A 22,862-nucleotide genomic window follows, 5' to 3' on the forward strand; every position below is an offset into this window, starting at 1 on the left:
AACCTGCTCATCCTGCCCGCCTCATCCTGGATGCGGAAGTGGTGTGTGACCTTTGCGACTCGTTTGATCGATCATTTTTTTTCGGCGGCTGGTCCAGAGGGGCCCAAAGGGGGCACGCTCAGCCCCGGAGGGGTCTGGGCGACAGCCTGAAGTCCAGGGCCGTACAGCGCCGGCCCGCCGACACCGTGCGCACCGCCTGCCCGATCGCCTTGCGTGAACCGACGAGGACGACCAGCTTCTTGGCGCGGGTGACCGCCGTGTAGAGCAGGTTCCGCTGGAGCATCATCCACGCCCCGGTCGTCACCGGAATGACCACCGCCGGATACTCGCTGCCCTGCGAGCGGTGAATGGTCACCGCGTACGCGTGCGCCAGCTCGTCCAGCTCGTCGAATTCGTACGGAACCTCCTCGTCCTCGTCCGTCAGCACCGTGAGGCGCTGGTCGACCGGGTCGAGCGAGGTGACCACGCCCACGGTGCCGTTGAAGACACCGTTCTCCCCCTTCTCGTAATTGTTCCGGATCTGGGTCACTTTGTCGCCGACACGGAAGACGCGGCCGCCGAACCGCTTCTCCGGCACGTCGGGGCGGGCGGGGGTGATCGCCTGCTGGAGCAGGCCGTTGAGCGTGCCCGCTCCGGCGGGTCCCCGGTGCATGGGCGCGAGCACCTGCACATCCCGGCGCGGGTCGAGGCCGAACCGGGCCGGGATCCTCCGTGCCGCCACATCCACCGTAAGTCGGCCGGCCGCCTCCGTGTCGTCCTCGACGAACAGGAAGAAGTCCTTCATACCGTCGGTGAGCGGATGCTGCCCCGAGTTGATGCGGTGCGCGTTCGTGACGACGCCGGACTGCTGGGCCTGGCGGAAGACGCGGGTGAGACGCACGGCGGGGACGGGGCTCCCGTCCGCGAGCAGGTCCCTGAGCACCTCGCCCGCGCCGACGCTGGGCAACTGGTCCACGTCACCGACGAGGAGCAGGTGGGCACCCGGCGGCACGGCCTTGACCAGCTTGTTGGCGAGCAGCAGGTCCAGCATGGACGCCTCGTCGACGACGACCAGGTCGGCGTCCAGCGGGCGGTCCTTGTCGTAGGCCGCGTCACCGCCCGGCTTCAGCTCCAGCAGCCGGTGGACGGTGGACGCCTCGGCACCCGTCAGCTCGGACAGGCGCTTGGCGGCCCGTCCGGTGGGCGCGGCGAGCACCACCTTGGCCCGCTTGGCCCGGGCGAACTCCACGATGGACCGCACGGTGAAGGACTTGCCGCAGCCGGGCCCTCCGGTCAGCACGGCGACCTTCCGGGTGAGTGCCAGCCGTACGGCCTCCTCCTGCTCGGGCGCCAGATCGGCCCCCGTGCGGTCCCTGAGCCAGGCCAGCGCCTTGTCCCAGGCCACGTCCCGGAAGGCGGGCATCCGGTCCTCGTCGGTGCGCAGGAGGCGCAGCAGCTGGGCGGACAGGGAGAGTTCGGCGCGGTGGAAGGGCACGAGGTAGACGGCGCTGACCGGCTCTCCGCCCTCGGGTCCGGGCACCGTCTCCCGTACGACACCGGGGTCCGAGTCGTCCTCCGGGGGCGCCCCCAGCTCCGCCAGGCACTCGATGACCAGGCCGGTGTCGACCTGCAGGAGCTTGACCGCGTCCGCGATGAGCCGCTCCTCGGGGAGATAGCAGTGGCCCTGGTCGGCGGACTGCGACAGCGCGTACTGGAGCCCGGCCTTCACCCGTTCCGGGCTGTCGTGCGGGATGCCGACAGACTGGGCGATCTTGTCGGCGGTGAGGAAGCCGATGCCCCAGACGTCGGCCGCGAGGCGGTAGGGCTGGTTCTTGACGACGGAGATGGAGGCGTCGCCGTACTTCTTGTAGATGCGCACGGCGATGGACGTGGACACCTGGACGGTCTGGAGGAAGAGCATGACCTCTTTGATCGCCTTCTGCTCCTCCCAGGCGTCGGCGATCCTCTTCGTGCGCTTGGGGCCGAGTCCGGGGACCTCGTTCAGCCGCTTGGGCTCCTCCTCGATGATCTGGAGTGTGTCGAGGCCGAAGTGCTGGGTGATGCGGTCGGCGAAGACGGGGCCGATGCCCTTGACCAGACCGGAACCGAGATAGCGGCGGATGCCCTGGACCGTGGCCGGCAGGACGGTGGTGTAGTTCTCCACGGTGAACTGCTTGCCGTACTGGGGGTGGGAGCCCCAGCGCCCCTCCATCCTGAGCGACTCGCCCACCTGCGCCCCGAGAAGCGCGCCCACGACGGTGAGCAGATCACCGGCGCCGCGGCCGGTGTCGACGCGGGCGACCGTGTATCCGTTCTCCTCGTTGGCGTACGTGATCCGCTCCAGCACGCCCTCCAGCACGGCCGGCCGCCACTCCCCGGCCCCGCCCTGCCCCTCCCGGCTCTCCTCCTTGCTCATGACCCGACGCTACCTTCCGGGTGTGACAGTGCGGGAGCGGACGCGGTGGCGATCGAGCCGGGCGACCCTCACCCCCGTGACCGTCCCGGTCTAGGCTCTGAGTATGAGCGACGTGTTTGCCCTGGACCTGGCCCTTGATCTTTCGCTCTCCGCACCGAGCGCGGTACTCGACGATCTGTGCTGGCACCTCGGCGTCACGGAAAACGGGAGTAGCGCGGTCGACGACATGGCCGACCTGGTGCCCTTGCTGTCGGCTCGTGGACCGGCAGTGCGCATCGGCGGTGTGCTGACGGGTGAACTGGTCCGCAGTACGGACCGTTGGTGCCTGACCGCACGTCAAGAACTGCACGCCGAACTGTTGCCCGAACTGGATTCACTCGCGGAGAGACTGGCTTTCAACGCCAAGACGCAAGGAGTCATCGGTCAAGTCAGGTTCTACGAGGACGAGGTCCCAGAACTGCTCGTCAACAGGTCGGGGACACTGGTCAAGACGACGCTGCGCCCCGCCGGGTCAGCAGGCGCTTAGCGGAAAGATCCCGATCCGGCCCGGGCAGTGGTTTCGGACCGGAGGGTGCCATCCGGGTACCACTCGCGACCGGGACCGTGCGGCAGGCCGTCGACGTACGACTCGACACTGACGAGGACGCCTCCGAGCCGCTCCTCCACCTCACCGGTGAACAACTCGCCATGGTGGAGCAGTCGTCGGCCGAGGTCCATGCCCACGTCGGGGCCGTCGATGTCGATTCGCCGCATCCCGCTCCTCTCAGTACCGGCAAGCGCTGTCTCCCGAGCCGGGCTCGGGCGTCCCTCGGGGGTGGAGGACCGACGGGGGCCAGACCGCCGTGGACGCGGTGGCCGGCCGGCGGACCGCGACCGCACCGCGCGGCTCAGTGTGCGCCCGCGAGCCTCTTCGTCGCCGACTCGATGAACGCGGCCGCCTCCCGTTCGGAGATCTCCACATGGTCGACGTCGTTGTGGCCCAGTTCGTGAAGACGCAGGTACTCGGTCGGCTCCCAGTGGAGGTTCCGGGTGAACGCCTCGTCGTGCGTCTCCCCCTCCCTGCCGACAAGACGCCGCCGCACGATCCCGCGTGGGTTGCTGCGGGGATACCCCTCACTGATCTTCGCGTAGTACGTGATCCGGCCCTCCGCCGCCTCGTCGAGCGCGTCGAGCGTGCTCGGAGCCAGCCACGGGAACGGCTCGGCACCGAGGTTGGACCGGAAACTCCCGTGCGGGATCATCACGCCGTACAGGTCGATGAACTCCTCGACCGAGTAGCCGCCACCCCGCTCGTACATGCGCAGCAACAGCTCGTACGGGTCGGGGAGTTCCGGGAGCACGTCCTCGCTCTCGGCCTTGAGCGCCGCCCAGCGCACGGCACCCCGGCACGTCCTCGCCGTGGACGGCGTCGGGACCTTGTGTGCCAGGAACGCCTCCAGTTCGGTCTCCAGATCCGGGTCCAGCCGGAAGCCGGAGCCGACGAACTCCGTGACGTCGAAGAAGGGCCATTCCTCCTCCGCGCCGTACGCCTCCGCCCAGACGGCGGCGCGCCGCAGGTACTCCCTCATGAGCAGCGCGCGCGAACGGGTGTGGACGGTGGCCACGTCCCAGTCGCCGTACCAGTCGACAGCACGCAGGCGCTCCAGGACCGCGCGCGACGGTTCGGCACTCGCCGACGTCCCGTGGCTCGAAGCTCGCCGCCTTCTCGGAGTCAGAGGCCCAAAGGTAGCCGAGCAGCTCTCTGCGGTCACCGTGTACTGGCACGTACCGAACGTCTCCCTGGGCAGTGCGCCGATAGCCGATCCTCCCGAAACCGGGAGCATGCGTAAACAGGTCGTAGCGGGTCGGCACCTCGAAACTGCCCCACACGTCCGATGCGCTGCCGTCGGGATCGAAGAAGTTCTCAGCGCCCGTCTCGGTCGGCTTCGCGAAATACGTCGGATCATCCGGGTCCGTTTCGGAACCCAACACCTCGGACAGATCACGAAGCGCCTCGGACAACCGAGGGCCGTTCGCCGCGTACACCTCGGGCTGAGGCCGCCCCTTCAGGTCGTACGGCAGCCACACATCGGTGTGCGCCATCAGATCCACCGTGCCGAAGTCGGCGAAGGACGAGGCACCGAGCTGGAACAGCTTCTCCTGGCATGGCTGGCCGACGCCAGCTCACAATCAATTGCTTTCCGCGTGCCAGTCTTTCGTCATGTTGCCTTCCTCATCCCACTCGAACTGCGCCAACTGCCGAAGCCCGTTGTCACTCATGACGGTCCGGGCCGCGAGTCTGCCGTTCGGGTGCCACCGCTGGAATTCACCAACAGGGAAACCGCCACGCATGACGCCCTCCGATCTGAGAGTGCCGTCCGCGTACCACTCGCGGACGGGGCCGTCTTCGTAACCGTCCTCGTACGTGATGAGACTGACGAGCGCACCGCGCTGGTATTCGACGGCCTCTCCGGTGAAGGGAGTTCCCCGATAGTAGAGACGCTCGCCTTCGTCCATGGTGGCGTCGGGATCATCGATATCGATTCGGTGCAGGCTCATCAGGGAATCCAGTTCTCAGGTCCGGGCGGGTCCTTCAGGAAGCGCCCATAGCTGCTGGGCACTCCATCCAGCATATGGTTGCAGTTGCCGCAGAAGGGCGCCGGGCGCGGATGTAGTCCTGTCTCCGGGTTCGCCTGGAACGGGAACTGTACTGACGCCCGCATCTCCCTCAACACGGAGGCGTCGTCGGGGAGACCGAGTTCTCGGCGCGCCCACAGCAGCTCGTTCGTCGCCTTCACCTCCGCGTGAGCGAGGATCGGCGCGCGGTGAAGTGGTGCGTCAGCGATCTGCTCGTAGCGTTCCAGCAACGTGGGATGCAGACGGTCCAGAGGGAGTAGCCCAGCAGCACCCTTGGGTCCGTTGATTCCCTCAAACACCCGACCAGTGCGCAGGTCGATCACCGATCCCACGCATGCTCCCGTCTGGGCACGTGGGAAGGTCCCGGATTCCTTCGCCTCCAGGTACTCCAGAGCACGTTCGTGAGAGAGCTGGTCCAGGAATTCGGTGACGGGTCGGCCGTCAACGTGTGAGATGAGGCCGTCTGCCGTACGTTCGACTCGGCTCTCAGGCAACTCGCCGAGGAACTTCTCGCCGGGCCCGACGGGGGGCAGGGGGCCGTCTCCGACCTGGAGATCATCGAAGGGGGGCGAACCTTCATGGCCGTGCGGGGAAGCTGCCTCATGACCGGCCTCGTGGTGCGCTCCACCTGTGTCATGGGATGCGCCGTGATGGTCGGAGTGTCCGCTGACGCTGTGATCCTCGGTGTGCGTGCCCTGCCCCTGACCGCCGTCATGGCCGCCGCCGTGGTGACCGGTGCTGCCAGGACCGTCCGAATGACCGCCCGTGTGGCCGTTCGGCGGTTCATGGCTCGCGGACGGACCCGCCCCGTGCTCGTGGGCACCGCCGCCGGGAAGGTGGTCCGCGCTTCCGCCCGGCAGGTGGTCGCCCGCGTGGCCGCCGGGGAGGTTGTCCCCCGCGTGGCCGCCCGGCAGGCCGTCGCCGCCGGCGTGCACGGTGGGGGCCTCCCCGCCCGCGTGGACCGTCGGCACGTTCTCGCCGCCCGCGTGCACCGCCGCGTTGTCGCCGGTGCGGCCCACGTCGCCGAGGTCGTTGCCCAGGCTGTCGCCGAGGCGGATGTGCTGACCGGCCTGCTCGGCGGTGTGGGCGCCCGCGCCCACGAGGGCCGGTTCCCTGACCGGGGAGGGCGTGTGCGGCACGTCCGAGCCCGAGGCCGGGTCGAGGTCGGTGCCGCCCGGTTCCCTGGGGGCGTCGCCGGCGTGCTGCACGACGTTGCCCTTGTCGTCGAGGATGTTGCCGTGCGGGTCCAGGTACTGCGCCGGGGCGCCCTCGTGTGTCGGGAGCTTCGTCGTGCCCTCCGGCAGCACCGTCGCGTCGTGCGGCAGCCGGAAGTTGCCGTCGGGCAGCTTGACCGCACCCTCGGGGATCACCGAGCCCTCGGGCAGGCGCACGGTGCCGTCCGGCAGCTTCAGCGCGCCCTCGGGCAGCGTGATGGCGTTCTCCGGCAGCTTGGGGATCTCGACGTTGCCGATGCCCTTGAGGGCCTTGGTGATGTCGCCGATCTTGGACAGGCCCGCGCCCGCGGCCTTGCCGACATACGTCATCGGATCGATGATCCGGCCCGCCTTGCCCGCCACCGACAGCGCCCTGGCGACCGCACCCGCCTTCCCCGCACCCGACGCCGCGCCCCCCGCACCACCGGTGAACACCGTCGTCAGCACATTGAACGTCACCGCACCCGCAGCACGAGCCGGGTTCTTGCCCCACTCGTCCCACGCCACCAACGCCTTGCCCGTCTCCTTCATCGCCGTACGCGAATCACGAAACCACGACGGCAACTTGTCATCCGGCAACGCCCAGAACATCGTCCCCAGACCAGGAATCGACGAGATCGCCAACCCCGTCGCCAACTGCGCCAGACCCTTCCACGCCTGACCCATCGCATCCCAGCCACCAAAACCCACCAGCGTCCCAAGGCCCTTGATCGTGCCCCAGATCCCATCCACGATCAGCCCGTCCCACACAAAGGACTTCACCCAATGGCCGATCTCATACCAGTGGTGCTTCTCCTCCACCGGGTCACCCCAGGGAAGCTTCGCATTCTTCATATCGGCCGCATCAAACCCATACTGGTCCTTACGGTCCGAACCATCCCCCGCCACCATCTGCGTCCCACCGAACAACGCAGTGATCTTGTTGTGACACGTCCGCTCCGCCGCCCAGAACGCCGCCACCGCAGCCGTCACGTCATCACGGATCCGATTGTGCCTGTCGACCTTGTCCCCGTCGTACTCCCAGTCCTCGTCACCCCTGACCGAGTCCACAAAGGACGCCGCATCGACCTTCAACTGCTTCAGCCTGTCCACCAGCGGACGGATCTCCGTCGCATACGACGACAACGCCGACGACACCTTCTCCAAGCCGTCCGCGAAACCATCCGCCCGATCCTCGACCGGCTTCGTCGTCGCGAACAACCGCTCCGCCTCAGGCGCCGTGTAATACCCCCGCAACCCCTGAAACTGCCTGTGCACATCCCGACCCGTCGACCGGACATGCGACGCATCCGCCTTCAGATCCCCGTAATCCTTCTCCAACTGCGCCAGATCACCGGTGAACTGCGGAATCTGCTCCGGCTGGATCACGCCTTCCCCACCCCCGGCAGATCAACCCGCGGATCCGCCAGCGCCTTACGCTGCGCCTGAGCCGCCATCGCCTCATCCCCCCGCAGATACGCCGTCGTCGCATCCACCGCACCCTGCAACGACCTACCCGCCCGCGCCGCGATGAACTGCAGATCCTTCGACGCATGCTCCGCATACTGCGACAACGCAAGAGCCACCAGACCCCCCTGGGCCTTCTCCCCCTTGCCCCCACCACCCCCGCCGCCACCCTCAGCGGAGATCGTGCCCGCACTGGACGCCGCCGACGTCAGATGCTCCCCATACGCCTTCGCATGATCCCCGATATGCGACGCCGTCTCACCCGTCGTCTTCAGCACCTGCTGAATACCCTGCGGCTTCAAATCCCAGCCGGACACGACATACCCCCGTGGTAACCGATCCTGACTCCGCCTACGCCCGCGTCAGCCGATGTTGTCGACCGCCGCCTTCGCCTTCGCGATCGTCGACTGCGCCGTCGAGTCGTTCTGCTCCAACGTCGACTTCACCAGCCCGATGATGTTCTTGACCTCCTGCGACGCACGATTCCACCGCAACTCCTTGCCGTGGTACTCATCCGCCACACCATCCGCCGTGAAGTCCGCCATCGCCGCCTTCACCTGACGGTCCCGCGCCGCGATGACCTCCTCCAAACGACCGATCACCGCCTGCAGACCACCCTGCACATCCGCCGACGCACCCGTGTCGTACGACCGACGATCCGCACCCGAACCCGCCATCACACACCACTCCCCGTGAAGAAAACGAACAACCCCGCCACACCACGAACAACCCCGCCGCTCAGCGGAACCGCGCCCCGTCGAAGTTCGCCGCCGACATCTGACGCCGCGCGTTGTCGCCCTGCTCCTGATCACCCGAACCGAACGCCGAGTCCATACCCGACTGACCACCCAAAATCGCCGCCAGCGACGCGTTCAGCTCCTTGGTGATCCCATCCGCCCGCAACTTGAACTGATCGAACGCCACCCGCCCCGCACCGTTGAACTTCCCCTCCAACGGCTGCGCCGCCTGCACCAACTGACGGATCAACGTCCCCAGATCGTCACTCGACCCACGCGAGTCCTTCATCAACGTCGACAGGGTCTGTGCCCCCATGTCGAACTTCATCCTGCCTCCCCCTGCGGTGAGTTGACCTCACTGAACGATTCTTCACCCTCCATGTTCACTGCCGTGCGTCACACTCGCAACCACCTGAAGTCACAGCCCTGCTACAGGAGCCGGGCAGGTGCGCCGGGCCGGTTGTCGGCATCGGCGGCGCGTCCCGCCGTCCGGCCGCCGTCAGGGCGGGCACGCTGTACGCGTATGCCGGTGGGATCCATGGGGAGGCAGTACATGTACGACTACGACCTCCTGGTCGTGGGGTCGGCCAACGCCGACCTGGTGATCGGGGTCGAGCGCCGGCCCGCGGCCGGGGAGACGGTGCTCGGCTCCGACCTGGCCGTCCACCCGGGCGGCAAGGGCGCGAACCAGGCGGTCGCCGCCGCCCGCCTCGGCGCCCGTGCGGCGCTGATGGCCCGGGTCGGCGACGACGCGCACGGCCGGCTGCTGCTGGCCACGCTGGGCGGAGCGGGCGTCGACACGGTGGGGGTCCTGGTCGGCGGGGCGCCCACGGGGGTCGCGCTGATCACGGTGGACCCGTCGGGGGACAACAGCATCGTGGTCTCGCCGGGCGCCAACGGGCGGCTCGCTCCGCAGGACGTGCGGGCCGCGCGCAGCCTGCTGCACTCCTCCCGCGTGGTCTCGGCGCAGCTGGAGATCCCGCTGGAGACGGTCGTGGAGGTCGTACGGAGCCTGCCGCCCGGCACCCGCTTCGTGCTGAACCCGTCGCCGCCGCGGCCGCTGCCCGCCGAGCTGCTGGCGGCCTGCGACCCGCTGATCGTGAACGAGCACGAGGCGCGGGTCATCGCGGGCCGTGAGCTGGGCGGTTCGCCCGAGGACTGGGCCGCCGGGCTGCTGGCGCTCGGCCCGCGGTCGGTCGTGGTGACGCTGGGCGCGGAGGGCGCGCTGGTGGCGACCGGCGACGCCGTGAGCCGGGTGCCGTCCCTGGCGGTGGACGCGGTGGACACGACGGGTGCGGGTGACGCGTTCACCGCGGCCCTGGCGTGGTGGCTGGGCAGGGGCTCCCCGCTGCCGGACGCGGCGGCCTACGCGGCGCGGGTCGGCGCGGCCGCGGTCACCCGTCCCGGCGCGCAGGCGTCCTTCCCGACGGCCGAGGAGGTCGCGGCGGTCGCCGCGCTCTGCGGAAGGCCGGTGCCCTGAACCGTCGACTCGCGGACGCGCCGGTCGAGTACGGGCCGTTCTTCCGGCGGACGGCTTCGAGGGGGCCCGTGTATCGACCGGGCCCCCTCGGGATTCCCCTCCTCCGCCAGAACCCCGCGATCCCCCCCGGGTTCCCTCCCAGGGGCTCTGACGCCGTGTACGACCCACGGGAAGCCGGAACGGTTGCACGGCTCGCCGGTTCAACTCCGGTTCCCCCGACGGGTGCTCCGGCGATACCCGTCACGGGCCCGGGCTCAGCCGCGGGATCCGTTCCCCCTGTTGTCCGCGACGCGCTTGGCGTCGCTCAGTCACTCGCCGGGCCGCCGGGCCGGGTGGTGCGGCTCCTCAGCCGGCACGGCGTGCTCCGTGAAACGCCGCACCGTCTCCGCGAGGACCTCCCGCCCGTCCCGCGCCCACAGCCCCTCGCTGAAGAGCTCGACCTCGATCGGCCCGGTGTACCCGGCCGCCGCCACGTACCCCTGCCACTCCCGCATGTCGATCGCGCCGTCACCGATCTGCCCGCGCCCGGTGAGGACGCCCTCGGGCAGCGGGGTGGTCCAGTCGGCGAGCTGGAAGGCGTGGATGCGGCCGCCCGCGCCCGCGCGCGCGATCTGTGCCGGGGCCGTGTCGTCCCACCAGACGTGGTACGTGTCCACGGCCACGCCCACCTGCTCGGCGGGGAAGCGTTCGGCGAGGTCGAGCGCCTGGGCGAGGGTGGAGACCACACAGCGGTCGGAGGCGTACATCGGGTGGAGCGGTTCGAGGGCCAGCCGCACCCCCCGCCCGGCCGCGTACGGGCCCAGCTCCCCCAGCGCGTCGGCGATCCGCTCCCGCGCGCCCCGCAGGTCCCGGGAGCCGGCCGGCAGTCCGCCCGACACCAGCACCAGGGTGTCCGTGCCCAGCGTCGCCGCCTCGTCGACCGCACGGCGGTTGTCATCGAGGGCGCGGGCCCGCGCGTCCGGGTCGATCGCCGTGAAGAAGCCGCCCCGGCACAGCGTCGTCACCGTCAGCCCCGCGTCACGGACGAGGTTCGCCGTGGCCCGCACGCCGTTCGCCCGGACGGGCTCGCGCCACAGGCCCACTCCGTGCACCCCCGACTCCACGCAGGCGTCCACCAGTTCCTCCAGCGAGAGCTGCCTGACCGTCATCTGGTTGATGGAGAAACGCTCCAGTACCGTGCTCGCGCTCACTGGGACACCCCGTACACGGACAGCAGGCTCCCCATCCGCGCCTGCGCCAGGTCCGGGTCGGGGAACAGGCCGAGCCCGTCGGCGAGTTCGTAGGCCGTCGCGAGGTGCGGCAGCGAGCGTGCCGACTGCAGTCCGCCCACCATCGTGAAGTGCTCCTGATGGCCGGCGAGCCAGGCCAGGAGGACCACGCCCGTCTTGTAGAAGCGGGTCGGCGCCCGGAACAGGTGGCGGGACAGCTCCACGGTGGGGTCGAGGAGCGCGCGGAAGCCCTTCGCATCGCCCGTGTCCAGGACCCGTGCCGCGTGTGCCGCCAGGGGGGCCAGCGGGTCGAAGATGCCGAGCAGGGCGTGGCTGAAGCCCTGCTCGTCGCCCGCGATCAGCTCGGGGTAGTGGAAGTCGTCGCCCGTGTAGCAGCGCACGCCGCGCGGGAGCCTGCGGCGCAGATCGGTCTCCCGCCACGCGTCGAGCAGCGAGATCTTGACGCCGTGCACCTTGTCCGGGTGCGCGGCGACGACCTCAAGGAAGACGTCCGTGGCCGTGTCCAGGTCGCCGGATCCCCAGTAGCCCTCCAGCGCCGGGTCGAACATCGGGCCGAGCCAGTGCAGGATCACCGGGTCGGCGGCCTGGCGCAGGAGGTGGCCGTAGGTCTCCAGGTAGTCCTCGGGGCCCCGGGCCGCGGCGGCCAGGGCGCGCGAGGCCATCACGACGGCCTGCGCGCCCGCCTCCTCGACGACGGCGAGCTGTTCTTCGTACGCCGTCCGGACCTCCGCCACGGAGCCGGCCTGGAGCTGGTCGGTGCCGACGCCGCAGACGATGCGGCCGCCCGCGGCGCGGGCCTCGGCGGCGGAGCGGCGGATCAGCTCCGCCGCGCCCGCCCAGTCCAGGCCCATCCCGCGCTGGGCGGTGTCCATGGCCTCGGCGACGCCCAGCCCGTGCGACCACAGGTGGCGGCGGAAGGCGAGCGTCGCGTCCCAGTCGACGGCGGCGGGCGAGCCGGGGGACACGTCCGCGTACGGGTCGGCGACGACGTGCGCGGCCGCGAAGAACGTGCGGGAGGTGAAGGGGGCCGCGGCGGAGCGGGCGAGGGGTGCGCGGCGCGGCTCGTAGGTCCTGAGCCGGCCGCGGGCGTCCGGGAGTCGGATGGTCACGGCTGGATCTCCGGCACCTCGATGCGGCGGCCCTCGGCCGAGGACTTCAGGCCCAGTTCGGCGAGCTGGACGCCGCGGGCCCCGGCCGCCAGGTCCCAGTGGTAGGGGGCGTCGGCGTACACGTGCCGGAGGAACAGCTCCCACTGCGTCTTGAAACCGTTGTCGAACGGGGCGTTGTCCGGTACCTCCTGCCACTGGTCGCGGAAGACCTCGGCGGCGGGGACGTCCGGGTCCCAGACCGGCTTCGGGGTCGCCGACCTGTGCTGCACCCGGCATGTCCTGAGCCCGGCGACGGCCGACCCCTCCGTGCCGTCCACCTGGAACTCGACGAGGTCGTCGCGGTGGACGCGCACGGCCCACGACGAGTTGATCTGGGCGATCGCCCCGCCCTCCAGCTCGAAGATGCCGTAGGCGGCGTCGTCGGCGGTGGCGTCGTACGGCTTGCCCTTCTCGTCCCAGCGCTGGGGGATGTGGGTGGTGGCCAGGGCCTGCACGGACATCACGCGGCCGAACAGCTCGTGGAGCACGTACTCCCAGTGCGGGAACATGTCGGCGACGATGCCGCCGCCGTCCTCGGCGCGGTAGTTCCACGACGGGCGCTGCGCCGGCTGCCAGTCGCCCTCGAAGACCCAGTAGCCGAACTCGCCGCGGACGGAGAGGACCCGGCCGAAGAAGCCGCCGTCGACGAGCCGCTTCAGCTTCAGCAGACCCGGCAGGAAGATCTTGTCCTGGACGACGCCGTGCCTGATGCCGGCGGCGCGCGCCAGGCGGGCCAGCTCCAGGGCGCCCTCCAGGCCCGTCGCCGTGGGCTTCTCGGTGTAGATGTGCTTGCCCGCCGCGATCGCCTTCCTGACCGACTCCTCGCGGGCCGAGGTGAGCTGCGCGTCGAAGTAGATCTCGACGGCCGGGTCGGCGAGGACCGCGTCCACGTCCGTCGACCAGTGGTCCAGCCCGTACCGTTCGGCGATCGCCCGCAGGGCGTGGGCGCGGCGGCCCACGAGGACCGGTTCGGGCCACAGCACGACGCCGTCGCCCAGGCCGAGGCCGCCCTGCTCGCGGATGGCCAGGACGGAGCGGACGAGGTGCTGGCGGTGGCCCATGCGTCCCGTCACACCGTTCATGGCGATCCGCACCGTCTTGCGTGTCACGTCGTTCCCTTCCCGTGTCACGTCGTTTCCCCCCGTGTCACGTCGTTTCCTCCCGTGTCACGTCGTTCCCTCCGTACGCGCGTCGGTGCGGCGTGCACCTGCGGGAGAGCATGGCAGCAAGCGCTTTCTACAGCGTCAGACGCTAGCCTCTGCCCAGCGGATCGGACAAGACCGCGGGGGCGACGGAAGCGCGTGTCGCGGAGGGCGTGACGCGGAGGGCGTGACGCCCAGGACGCCCCACGTGGCACGAGTGACACCGCGGTCGCCGGGCGCCGGACCGGCCGGCCTGTCGAACACGCAGGACCGTGGACCTGTACACGGGTGTCCGGCGAGCTGTAGGCAGAGCATGCACAGGGAGCATGCACAGGGGCCTGCGGGGGACCCCCTTGCCCTGAGGACGACGAGAGCACGACCGGAGGACGACGACGATGACGGTGACCCTGGCGGACGTGGCGGCGCGCGCACAGGTGTCGCCCGCCACCGTGTCACGCGTGCTGAACGGGAACTACCCGGTGGCGGCGTCCACCCGGGACCGGGTGCTGCGCGCGGTGGACGAGCTGGACTACGTCCTCAACGGCCCGGCGAGCGCACTCGCGGCGGCCACCTCCGACCTCGTGGGCATCCTGGTCAACGACATCGCCGACCCCTTCTTCGGGATCATGGCGAGCGCCATCCAGTCGGAGATCGGGGGGCCGGGCGGCCGCGCCGGCGGCGAACGGCTGGCGGTGGTCTGCAACACCGGGGGGTCGCCGGAGCGGGAGCTGACGTATCTGACCCTGCTGCAGCGGCAGCGGGCGGCGGCGGTGGTGCTGACCGGCGGCGCGGTGGAGGACGGCGCGCACGCTGAGGCCATGGGCGCGAAGCTGCGGAAGATGGCCGAGGCGGGGACGCGCGTGGTGCTGTGCGGGCGGCCGCCCGCCCCCGAGGCGATCGCGCTGACCTTCGACAACCGAGGCGGCGGCCGGCGGCTGACCGAGCACCTGACCGGGCTCGGGCACCGGCGGCTCGGGTACATCGCGGGCCCGGAGGAGCGCACGACCACGCGGCACCGGCTGGAGGGGCACCGGGCGGCACTGGCCGTCGCCGGCATCGAGGACGACCCCGGGCTCACGGTGCACGGCCGCTACGACCGCCGCTCCGGCTACGAGGCGGCACTGGAACTGCTGCGCCGGGAGCCGTCGCTGACGGCCATCGTGGCGGCGAACGACACGGTGGCGCTGGGCGCGTGCGCGGCCCTGCGGGACTCCGGTCTGCGCATCCCCGAGGACGTCTCGGTCGCCGGATTCGACGACCTCCCGTTCGCGGTGGACGCGGTACCGGCGCTGACGACGGTGCGACTGCCGCTGTCCGAGGCGGGCGCCCGGGCGGGCCGGATCGCGATGGGCCGGGAGGAACCCCCGCCGGGCGGCATCGCGACGGTACGGGGCGAGTTGATGGTGCGGGGGTCCACGGCGGCGCCTCGGGGGTGAACAGCTGGGTCGTGAGCGGCGGGGGAACGGCGGGGGGGGACGGCCGGGAGGGTGAACCGCCGGCGGTGAACAGCCAAGGGCGTATGACGGCCGCTGGCCGATGGCGGGGAAGCCCGAGGCGGCGGCCTCGACGGCGCCACAGGAGGTCTTCGACCGAACGGTGCCACAGGCCACTTCGCCACACACGGGGCGCCGTGCGCGGCGGTGGCGCACCGGCCCCACGCGCGGTCCGCCGCGGCCTCGCGTCCCGGCACCGCGTCCCGGCACCGGGTCACAGCACCGGGTCACGGCACCGGGTCACGGACGCCGCCGACGGGGAGGGGGAGACGCCCGGGACCCGTCTCGGCCCTGACAGGCGAACCGCGGTATGAAGAACTGAGTGATCGGGCCGACTGCGAGTGCGTACAGCACGGTCCCCACGCCCACGCTTCCGCCGAGAACCCAGCCCACAGCGAGCACGGTGACCTCGATCAGCGTGCGGATGAGCCGGATGGAGCGCCCGGTTGCCGCGGACGCACCGGTCATCAGTCCGTCCCTGGGGCCGGGGCCGAAACGCGCGCCGACGTAGACGGCGACGGAGAATCCGTTGAGGAGGACACCCCCGGCCAGCAGGGCGGCCCGGGCCAGGAGGCCGAGGTGCTGAGGGATGAGCGACAGGCCGAGGTCCGACGAGTACGCCAGGACGACGATGTTGGCGACGGTCCCGAACGTCGGTCTTTGCCTGAAGGGAATCCACAGCAGCAGCACGACGACGCCGATGGCAGCGCTGATCGTGCCGAAGCTCAGGGACGTGTGGTGCTCCAGCCCCTCGTACAGAACGCTCCAGGGGTTGACGCCCAGCGAGGCCCGCACCATCAGCGAAAGACTGAAGCCGTACAGGGCGAGGCCGGTGAACAGCTGGGGAAGGCGCCGGAGCGGATGCGTACCGAGGGGGACGTAGGTCAGCGGCGGAAGAGGCAGGCGCGTGCCCGGTGTCCGTGCAGTCGCAGCGTGACGTTCCGGACCGGAGGCCCTCAGACGGGGCGCATCGCCCTTCACGGACGGACCCCCGGCGCGGAGCCGGCAGGCTGCAGCAGCCGGCCTTCGCGATAGGCCAGCGCCGCCGCCGGAAGGGGCGCCTTCCGCCCGTTGAGCATCACGGTCAGGGTGCCCTCGGCAGGCGCCTGTGGGGCGGGGCCCTCGCCGATCCGGCGCAGGGCCTGAGCGGCGACCGCGCCGGCAGAGCCGTGGAGGACGAGCGGCGGCATACCGGGCTGTCGCACGGCCTCGCGGATGCGCTCGCCGACGAGTTCGTAGTGGGTGCAGCCGAGGACCACGGCCCTGGCATCGTCCGGGGTGCGCTCCGCCGCGGCAGCGATCGCCCGGGCCACGGCCGCCTCGTCCGCGTGCTCGACGGCGTCGGAGAGCCCGGGGCACGGCACCCCAGTCACGCTCACGCCGTCCGCGAACGTCCGGATGAGGTCGCGTAGTCGGCGGCTTCCGAGGGCGGCCGGGGTTGCCCAGACGGCGACGGGTCCGCCACCCGCGGCGGCCGGTTTGACCGCCGGGACCGTGCCGATGACGGGGGTGCCGGGTTCGAGGCGGGCGCGCAGAACGGGCAGGGCATGCAAAGTGGCGGTGTTGCAGGCGACGATCAACGCGTCGGGGCGGTGTGCGGCAGCCGCCTCGGCGATCGCGAGGGCGCGGGCCGCGATGTCCTGCGGGGTGCGTGGCCCCCACGGCATGCTGTCGGGGTCCGAGGAGAGGACGAGATCGGCGTCGGGCCGCAGGCGGCGCACCGCGGCGGCCGCCGCCAGCAGCCCGATTCCGGGGTCCATGAGTGCGATCTTCAGCCGACCGCTCCGGGTCGGTGCCGGCGCAGTCGTGACGCGCTCCTCGTGACCGTGCGGACGTTCAGGCTCGCAACGGTCCCTGCTTTCCTGACCCACGCCAGTGCCTCCGACGGTGCTCGCTGTTCCCGGTACTGGCGGCGAGTTTGTACAGTGATTGGCTCTGGCAGCATGGCCAATTCCGGGAGAGTGGTATGGCTGACTCGACTCCGTCCCGGCCCGTGGACAGGGCGCATCGCGTCAGGCGAACACTGGGGAGCCGACAGCTCGCCGCCATGCTGCCCGACCCCGCTGGGACGAGACCCGCCTACCGCCACCTGGCCCAGGCGATCAGCGCGCTCATCCTGGACGGACGGATCGCGTTGCACGTCAAGCTCCCCGCCGAGCGGGAACTGGCCACCGCCCTCCGCACCAGCCGCCCCACCGTCACCGCCGCCTATGACCTGCTGCGCGAGAGCGGTTACGCGCACAGCCGCCAGGGCTCCGGCACCTGGACGGCCCTGCCCGAAGGGCGTGTCCCCAGTAACGTCACACGGGTCCTCGCACCCCCGGACACCGCGATCGACCTGGCCAGGGCAGCCCCCGGGCTGCCGGAGCAGACGCTCGCCGACGCGCTCGCCCAGATCGCCCCGCAGCTCACCGAGCATGCGCACACCCCTGGTTACCACCCCTACGGCCTTCCGGAGCTGCGCGCCGCCATCGCCGAGCGTTTCACCCGGCGGGGGCTGGCCACCGTGCCCGAGCAGATCCTGGTGACCTCCGGTGCCCAGCACGCGCTCACGCTGGTGCTGGGGCTGCTGTGCCGCCCCGGCGACCGGGTCATGGTCGAGGACCCGTCCTATCCGAACGCTCTTGAGGCCATGCGTCGCGGCCGGCTCCGGCCGGTGTCGGTCCCGGTGACCGACGACGGCTGGGACATCGAGATCGTCGAATCGACGCTTCATCAGGTGGTGCCCCAACTGGCTTACCTGATCCCCGACTTCCACAACCCCACGGGGCTTCTCATGCCCGGCCGTGAGCGCACCCGCATCCTGCGCGCCGCTCAGCGCTCCGGCACCTGGCTGGTGATCGACGAGACCCTGGGCGGCCTCGCCCTCGACGTCCCCGCCCCGCCGCCCCTCGCCTCCCGTGCCGCGCCCGGTGGCTCCGGCCAGGTCATCACCATCGGCTCCATGAGCAAGACGCACTGGGGCGGCCTGCGCCTCGGCTGGCTGCGCGCCACCTCGCAGCTGGTGACCGAACTCGCCGGGCAGCGGGTCGCCACCGACATGGGCGGCTCGGTCCTGGACCAGCTCCTGGCCCTCGCCCTCCTGGCGCGGGGCGCAGAGCTGCTGCCGCAACGCCTTGAGCAGCTACGCGAGCAGCGTGCGGCCCTGGCCGCGGCCCTGGCCGAGCACATCCCGAAGTGGACCTGGCGGCTGCCGCCCGGCGGACTGTCGCTCTGGGTCGATCTGGGCGAGCCCATCGCCTCGGCGCTGAGTGAGCGAGCACTGGACTACGGCGTGCGGATCGAGGGCGGTTCCCGCTTCGCCACCGCCCCTGGCATCTTCGAACAGCGCCTCCGCATCCCCTACACGATGCCTGCCGACACCCTGCGCGAGGCGGTGCACCGTATGGCCGCCGCCCTCGCCGGCGGCCTCCCGGCCTCGTCCACCGCCCGTCGGCCGCACTGGGTCGCCTGAGCACCTGGCGCCGCCTGCTGTTCAGCTCCCGGGACGCGCCGCCTCAGCCCCGTTCCCGGGGAGGCGTGGCCTTCTGAACCACTGGCCTGCGCTGCCCTGGCTCAGCAGGACGACCACCGTGATCGCGCCCAGCAGGGCGAAGGCGCCTCCCGGGACGCCGCGGGCGGTGCCGCCGAGGGCCAGCAGGATCTGGATGCTCGCCAGCACGATCGACGTGGTGCGGACACCGGTGCCCGCCGTGCGGTAGCGGAAGGCCAGGACGAACAGGACCAGGCCCATCAGGTTCTGGCCGAAGGTCTGGCCCGCGGCGCGCGGCCCCTCGGCGAGGCCGACCAGGGGCGACACGAGCAGGATCAGTCCCGTCATGGCCCAGATCGTGATCTGGGCGGCGCGCACCACGCCGGGCATCGCGAGCGGCGCGGCGGGCGCGTACGGGTACGGGGCCGCGTAGGGGCCCGGCTGATGCGGCGGCGGCTGATGCGGCGGCGGTTCGTCAGGCATGCCCATGACCCTAACCGTCCGGAGGCGCGCGGAACCCATGGACGGCGGCCATGAGCCGTCGTAGGCTCGGACCCGCATCCTCTGACTGAGTCAACCATCGGGCGAGGCCGATCATGACCGTCCAGGACATCCGCTCGTTCAACCGCTTCTACACGAACGTCATCGGCGCGCTCGACTACGGCCGCCACCTCTACGCGCCGTACACGCTCACGGAGTCCCGCGTGCTGTACGAGCTGGCGCACTCGCCGCGTACGGACGCGGCCGACCTGCGCGCGGCGCTCTCCCTGGACGCGGGATACCTGAGCCGCATCCTCAACAAGTTCGAGCAGGACGGGCTGGTCCGGCGGGCGCCCTCCGACAAGGACCCGCGACGCCGGCGGATCACGCTCACCCCGCGCGGCCGCGACGCCGCCGCCCTGCTGGAGGAGCGGGCGCGCGAGACCGTGGCCGCGCTGCTCGACACCGTCTCCCCCGCCGACCGGCCGCGCCTGGCGGAGGCGATGCGCACCATCCGCTCGGTTCTCGGCAGGAGCCGGACCCCCCGTCCGCAGGACGTGGTGCTGCGCGAGCCCGCACCCGGCGACCTGGGCTGGATCGTCCAGCGCAACGCCGCGGTGTACGCCGCCGAACACGGCTGGAACGCCGACTACGAGGGACTGGTGGCGAGGATCGTCGCGGACTTCGCCGAGGACCACGACCCGCACCTGGAGCGGGTCTGGATCGCGGAGTGGGACGGGCGGCCGGTGGGATGTGTGATGTGCGTACGGGACGAGGTGCCGGCCACCGCCCGGCTCCGGCTCCTGCTCGTCGAGCCCGACACCCGCGGACTGGGCATCGGCGACCGGCTGGTCGAGGCGTGCATCGGCTTCGCACGCGGCGTCGGCTACCGCGACCTGGTCCTGTGGACGAACGACGTCCTGGCCGCCGCGCGCCGCATCTACCAGCGCCACGGCTTCGTCCTCGTCTCCGAGAAGCCCCACCGCTCCTTCGGCAAGGACCTCGTCGGCCAGGACTGGCGGCTGGACCTGCACACGGCGCCCGAACAGCTCCGAGGGGCGGTACCCGGCGGTCACGAGTAGGGTCCGTGAGCATGAAGCTGGCGTTCTCCACCCTCGGCGTCCCCGGCCTGCCCGTACCGGACGTGGTGCGGCTCGCGGTCACGCACGGCTACCACGGCGTGGAACTGCGCGCCCACCCGGAGGAGCCGGTGCACCCCGGCATCGGCCCGGACGAACGGTCACAGGTGGCCGCCGAGTTCAAGGCGCAGGGCATCGAGATCCTGGGGCTCGCGGGGTACGTGCGGGTGGCCGAGCCCGGTGCGGACGAACCCGTTCTCACCGCCGTCCGCGACCTCCTCGACCTCGCCCACGACCTCGGCGCCCCCTTCGTCCGCGTCTTCCCCGGCGGCCGCCCCGGACAGCCCCCCGAGGAGGCCGACGCCCTGGCGGCCCGGCGCCTGGGCACCGCCGCCGAGTACGCCGCCGGGGTGGGCGTGCGCATCCTGCTGGAGACCCACGACTCGCATCCCACCGGCGCGGACGCCCTCCGCGTGCTGGGCGCGGTCGGCCACCGCCACGTGGGCGCGCTGTGGGACGTGATGCACACCTGGCTGGGCGGCGAGCAGCCGCAGGAGACGTACGCGGCCCTGTCCCCGTACCTCGGCTACGTCCAGGTCAAGGACATCGCGTCCGCCGACGACACCACCCCGCTGCCGCTCGGTGCCGGTGTCCTCCCGCTCACCGAGTGCGTGGAGGTCCTCTCCCGCCACGGCTGGGAGGGCTGGCTGTGCTGGGAGTACGAGAAGCGGTGGTACGAGGCGGCGCCGCCCCTGCCGGAACTCCTCGGTCCGGGACGCGAGCACCTCGCCCGGCTGCTGAACGAGTCGGCTTGACATCCTCTCCCCTGAAGCTGAGGGGGGCTTCCCGTCCCCTGAAGCTGAGGGGGGCTTCCCGCCCACCGCGCCGTTGAGGGCTGACGGGCGGCCCTGTACGCCAGCATGGCCGCGAACGCCGGCCATCCGGCGTCGTGCGGGAACTCGCGGCGCGCGTGCGCGACACGGGCATGTGCCCGAGTCCGAGGGCGATGCCCGGCTCGGGCGTCGTCAGGCGACGCGGTAACACTGCATCATGTCGTGGTCCTCGTGATCGACGATGTGGCAGTGCCACACGTAGTCGCCGGAGTAGACCTCGCGGGCCGCGATCGGGAACGGCGCCGCGCCGCACCCGAAGGGCACCGCGATCCGGGTCACCATCCCCGGGGGTGCCTGCACGGTGTCCTTCCAGCCCATCTCGTTCGGGGCGGGCGGCTGGAGGGCCCCGGTCAGGTATCCGCGGGGCGAGGGCGGCGGGTAGGGGCCCGAGCCCGCCGTGACGCGGCCCGACGCGTCGGCGTAGACCTCCCTGCGGTAGCGGCGCGCGTCGAACGGCTGCCGTCCCAGCACCTGGAACTGCACGAGGTGGACATGGATCGGGTGGGTGTCGGGCGTGGTGTTGACGAACTCCCAGACCTCCAGGGTGTCCGGGGTGACCGGATGGGAGGCGTACGCGGGGTCGTGGAACGAGCGGTTGTTCTGCAGGACCATCAGCACGCTGCCGGTCGCCGGGTCCGTGATCTCGACGAGGCTGTGCGTGCGGACGGGGGCGCTCGCGGCCGGCCGGTCCAGCCGCCGGACCGGGGTGACCGGGCGCAGGCACATCCCGGCGATGGGCCGGCGAGGCGCCCAGCCCGTTCTCCCGGTCACCCGGAACTGCATGATCTGCCGCAGCGCGGGCGTGCCCGGGGAACCGGCCGGATAGGGGGCGGCCGCGCTGTTGCCCACCTCGAGCACCGTCCCGGGCGCCAGGCCCCGGAAGTCGACCAGAAGATCGGCGCGTTCCGCCGGTGCGATGAGCAACTGCTTCATACGCACCGGGCTGTTCAGCAGGCCGCCGTCACCGCCGATCTGCCAGAAGGGCAGCACGGCGCCCCTCCCCCGGACCGTGATGCCGAGGCGGTAGAAGCGGGCGTTCGAGGCGTTCAGCAGCCGGAAGCGGTAGACCCCCCGGTCCACCGTCAGATACGGGCGTGCCACGCCGTTGACCACCGGGGTGTCCCCGAAGGACTCGCTGACCCACGGCGCCGGGGGGAAGTACAGCTCCCCGGCAGCGGTGAACGCCTTGTCCTGGAGGATGAGCGGGATCTCGTGCGGTCCGGCCGGCAGCATCGTGCCGTCACCGGTGTCGATGCCGGTGTCAGGGGTGTCCCGGATCAGATAGCCGGCGGCGAGGCCGGCGTACACGTTGAGCCGGGTGATGCCGAGGGCGTGGTCGTGGTACCAGAGGGCGGTCGCGTCCTGGTTGTTCCCGTACCGGTAGGTGGTCGGGTTCGGGAAGGGCGGCTGACCGGCGCTTCCGCGCGGGAACGTGTCCGTCGGCCCGCCGTCGTCCACCGGTCTGGAGTTGGCGCCGTGCAGATGAACGGTCGTCCGGGGCCGCGTCCTGTCAAGGGCGGACGCCCCGTGCAGGGCGGTGTCGACGCAGGCGGCGAGCGGATGGCGGGTGACCTGGTTGGTGACGGTCACGGTGGCGGGCGTTCCGGTGCGGACGACGATGGTGGGGCCGAGGTAGCCGGAGGTCGTCCCCGGCACCATGACCTTGCCCTTCGTCAGCCGGTACGCCAGAGTCCGCGCCGCAGTGCGGGAACTGCCGAACCGGTGCGTCGTGTTCTCGATGCGCAGGTGCACGGGACTGCCGCCGTCCACGAGGTCCGGCCAGGTCAGCGGATCGCCGAATGTGCCGCCCGTGGCGGACGGGGCACGCGCCGCCGTCTCCCCGAGCCCCAGCGGGGCGGCCATGGCCGCCCCGGCGATGGCCCCCCTCAGAATCTGCCTGCGGTCAACGGCCATCGCCGCCCCCCTTAAGACGATCAGAGACCATGCGGGGGCGGACGCATGGTGCGGTCGGCGCGCCTACTCCCCCGGCATGTGCCGTACGCAGAGAGCTTTTCCGTAATGAACCGGATGTAAGTGC

21 protein-coding genes are annotated in these 22,862 nt (G+C 71.3%); 6 read left to right on the forward strand and 15 right to left on the reverse strand.

Annotated elements, in window-relative coordinates; all coding sequences use genetic code 11:
- Positions 1-118: 118 nt before the first annotated feature.
- Positions 119-2,395: an SF1B family DNA helicase RecD2 gene (recD2, locus tag ACZ79I_RS14485; protein WP_471497604.1), complete on the reverse strand. Its 2,277-nt coding sequence runs from the start codon at positions 2,393-2,395 to the stop codon at positions 119-121.
- 103 nt (positions 2,396-2,498) lie between these two features.
- Between recD2 and ACZ79I_RS14490 the strand changes: the two genes are divergently transcribed.
- On the forward strand, positions 2,499-2,921 hold the full coding sequence (locus tag ACZ79I_RS14490; protein ID WP_471497606.1) for a hypothetical protein: 423 nt from the start codon (positions 2,499-2,501) through the stop codon (positions 2,919-2,921).
- Here the strand turns inward: ACZ79I_RS14490 and ACZ79I_RS14495 are convergent.
- From ACZ79I_RS14495 to ACZ79I_RS14525, 7 genes are all read right to left on the reverse strand, one after another.
- Complete coding sequence (locus ACZ79I_RS14495) at positions 2,918-3,148, reverse strand: toxin-antitoxin system YwqK family antitoxin (protein WP_471497609.1); 231 nt, start codon at positions 3,146-3,148, stop codon at positions 2,918-2,920. The two genes, ACZ79I_RS14490 and ACZ79I_RS14495, sit on opposite strands and share 4 nt — an antisense overlap.
- A gap of 134 nt (positions 3,149-3,282) precedes the next feature.
- Complete coding sequence (locus tag ACZ79I_RS14500; protein ID WP_471497611.1) at positions 3,283-3,999, reverse strand: hypothetical protein; 717 nt, start codon at positions 3,997-3,999, stop codon at positions 3,283-3,285.
- Positions 4,000-4,564: 565 nt separating this feature from the next.
- Positions 4,565-4,933, reverse strand: a complete 369-nt coding sequence (locus ACZ79I_RS14505; RefSeq protein ID WP_471497612.1) for a toxin-antitoxin system YwqK family antitoxin — start codon at positions 4,931-4,933, stop codon at positions 4,565-4,567.
- Positions 4,933-7,593, reverse strand: a complete 2,661-nt coding sequence (locus ACZ79I_RS14510) for a hypothetical protein (protein ID WP_471497613.1) — start codon at positions 7,591-7,593, stop codon at positions 4,933-4,935. The genes ACZ79I_RS14505 and ACZ79I_RS14510 overlap by 1 nt, the downstream gene beginning before the upstream one ends.
- Complete coding sequence (locus tag ACZ79I_RS14515; RefSeq protein ID WP_471497350.1) at positions 7,590-7,988, reverse strand: DUF6507 family protein; 399 nt, start codon at positions 7,986-7,988, stop codon at positions 7,590-7,592. Before ACZ79I_RS14515 ends, ACZ79I_RS14510 begins: the two co-directional genes overlap by 4 nt.
- Positions 7,989-8,033: 45 nt before the next feature.
- Positions 8,034-8,348, reverse strand: coding sequence for a pore-forming ESAT-6 family protein (locus tag ACZ79I_RS14520; RefSeq protein WP_471497352.1), 315 nt, complete (start codon positions 8,346-8,348; stop codon positions 8,034-8,036).
- A gap of 61 nt (positions 8,349-8,409) precedes the next feature.
- The gene (locus ACZ79I_RS14525) at positions 8,410-8,736 is read right to left on the reverse strand and encodes a hypothetical protein (protein WP_471497354.1); all 327 of its coding nucleotides are present in this window, start codon (positions 8,734-8,736) and stop codon (positions 8,410-8,412) included.
- Between the two features lie 225 nt (positions 8,737-8,961).
- Here ACZ79I_RS14525 and ACZ79I_RS14530 point away from each other — a divergent pair, with 225 nt between their 5' ends.
- A complete protein-coding gene (locus tag ACZ79I_RS14530) occupies positions 8,962-9,888 on the forward strand; it encodes a ribokinase (RefSeq protein ID WP_471504954.1) in 927 nt (308 codons plus the stop codon).
- A gap of 308 nt (positions 9,889-10,196) precedes the next feature.
- Here the strand turns inward: ACZ79I_RS14530 and ACZ79I_RS14535 are convergent, their stop codons facing one another.
- From ACZ79I_RS14535 to ACZ79I_RS14545, 3 genes are read right to left on the reverse strand one after another with little or no spacing between them, the layout of a single operon-like run.
- Positions 10,197-11,036, reverse strand: a complete 840-nt coding sequence (locus ACZ79I_RS14535; RefSeq protein ID WP_471504956.1) for a sugar phosphate isomerase/epimerase family protein — start codon at positions 11,034-11,036, stop codon at positions 10,197-10,199.
- Positions 11,037-11,074: 38 nt separating this feature from the next.
- Positions 11,075-12,226 (reverse strand): dihydrodipicolinate synthase family protein, encoded by a 1,152-nt coding sequence (locus ACZ79I_RS14540; protein WP_471497614.1) that lies wholly within the window; start codon positions 12,224-12,226, stop codon positions 11,075-11,077.
- Positions 12,223-13,374, reverse strand: coding sequence for a Gfo/Idh/MocA family protein (locus ACZ79I_RS14545; protein ID WP_471497616.1), 1,152 nt, complete (start codon positions 13,372-13,374; stop codon positions 12,223-12,225). The genes ACZ79I_RS14540 and ACZ79I_RS14545 overlap by 4 nt, the downstream gene beginning before the upstream one ends.
- Before the next feature lie 428 nt (positions 13,375-13,802).
- Between ACZ79I_RS14545 and ACZ79I_RS14550 the strand changes: the two genes are divergently transcribed.
- Complete coding sequence (locus ACZ79I_RS14550) at positions 13,803-14,843, forward strand: LacI family DNA-binding transcriptional regulator (RefSeq protein ID WP_471497618.1); 1,041 nt, start codon at positions 13,803-13,805, stop codon at positions 14,841-14,843.
- A 297-nt stretch (positions 14,844-15,140) separates the two neighbouring features.
- On the opposite strand, the gene yczE is transcribed toward ACZ79I_RS14550, so the two are convergent.
- Positions 15,141-15,803, reverse strand: a complete 663-nt coding sequence (gene yczE, locus ACZ79I_RS14555; protein ID WP_471504959.1) for a membrane protein YczE — start codon at positions 15,801-15,803, stop codon at positions 15,141-15,143.
- A 74-nt stretch (positions 15,804-15,877) separates the two neighbouring features.
- Entirely contained in the window at positions 15,878-16,675 is a 798-nt protein-coding gene (locus ACZ79I_RS14560) for a glutamate racemase (protein WP_471504962.1), read from the reverse strand.
- Between the two features lie 191 nt (positions 16,676-16,866).
- On the opposite strand from ACZ79I_RS14560, the gene yczR reads away from it, so the two are divergent.
- Positions 16,867-18,354, forward strand: coding sequence for a MocR-like transcription factor YczR (gene yczR, locus ACZ79I_RS14565; protein WP_471497620.1), 1,488 nt, complete (start codon positions 16,867-16,869; stop codon positions 18,352-18,354).
- Positions 18,355-18,375: 21 nt separating this feature from the next.
- Here the strand turns inward: yczR and ACZ79I_RS14570 are convergent, their stop codons facing one another.
- Positions 18,376-18,855, reverse strand: coding sequence for a hypothetical protein (locus ACZ79I_RS14570; RefSeq protein WP_471497622.1), 480 nt, complete (start codon positions 18,853-18,855; stop codon positions 18,376-18,378).
- A gap of 113 nt (positions 18,856-18,968) precedes the next feature.
- On the opposite strand from ACZ79I_RS14570, the gene ACZ79I_RS14575 reads away from it, so the two are divergent.
- Positions 18,969-19,934 (forward strand): bifunctional helix-turn-helix transcriptional regulator/GNAT family N-acetyltransferase, encoded by a 966-nt coding sequence (locus tag ACZ79I_RS14575; RefSeq protein WP_471497624.1) that lies wholly within the window; start codon positions 18,969-18,971, stop codon positions 19,932-19,934.
- A gap of 11 nt (positions 19,935-19,945) precedes the next feature.
- Positions 19,946-20,746, forward strand: a complete 801-nt coding sequence (locus tag ACZ79I_RS14580; RefSeq protein ID WP_471497626.1) for a sugar phosphate isomerase/epimerase family protein — start codon at positions 19,946-19,948, stop codon at positions 20,744-20,746.
- Between the two features lie 210 nt (positions 20,747-20,956).
- Here the strand turns inward: ACZ79I_RS14580 and ACZ79I_RS14585 are convergent, their stop codons facing one another.
- A complete protein-coding gene (locus ACZ79I_RS14585; protein ID WP_471497628.1) occupies positions 20,957-22,738 on the reverse strand; it encodes a multicopper oxidase family protein in 1,782 nt (593 codons plus the stop codon).
- Between the last annotated feature and the right edge of the window lie 124 nt (positions 22,739-22,862).

The sequence above is a fragment of the Streptomyces sp. PSU-S4-23 genome (assembly GCF_055632315.1).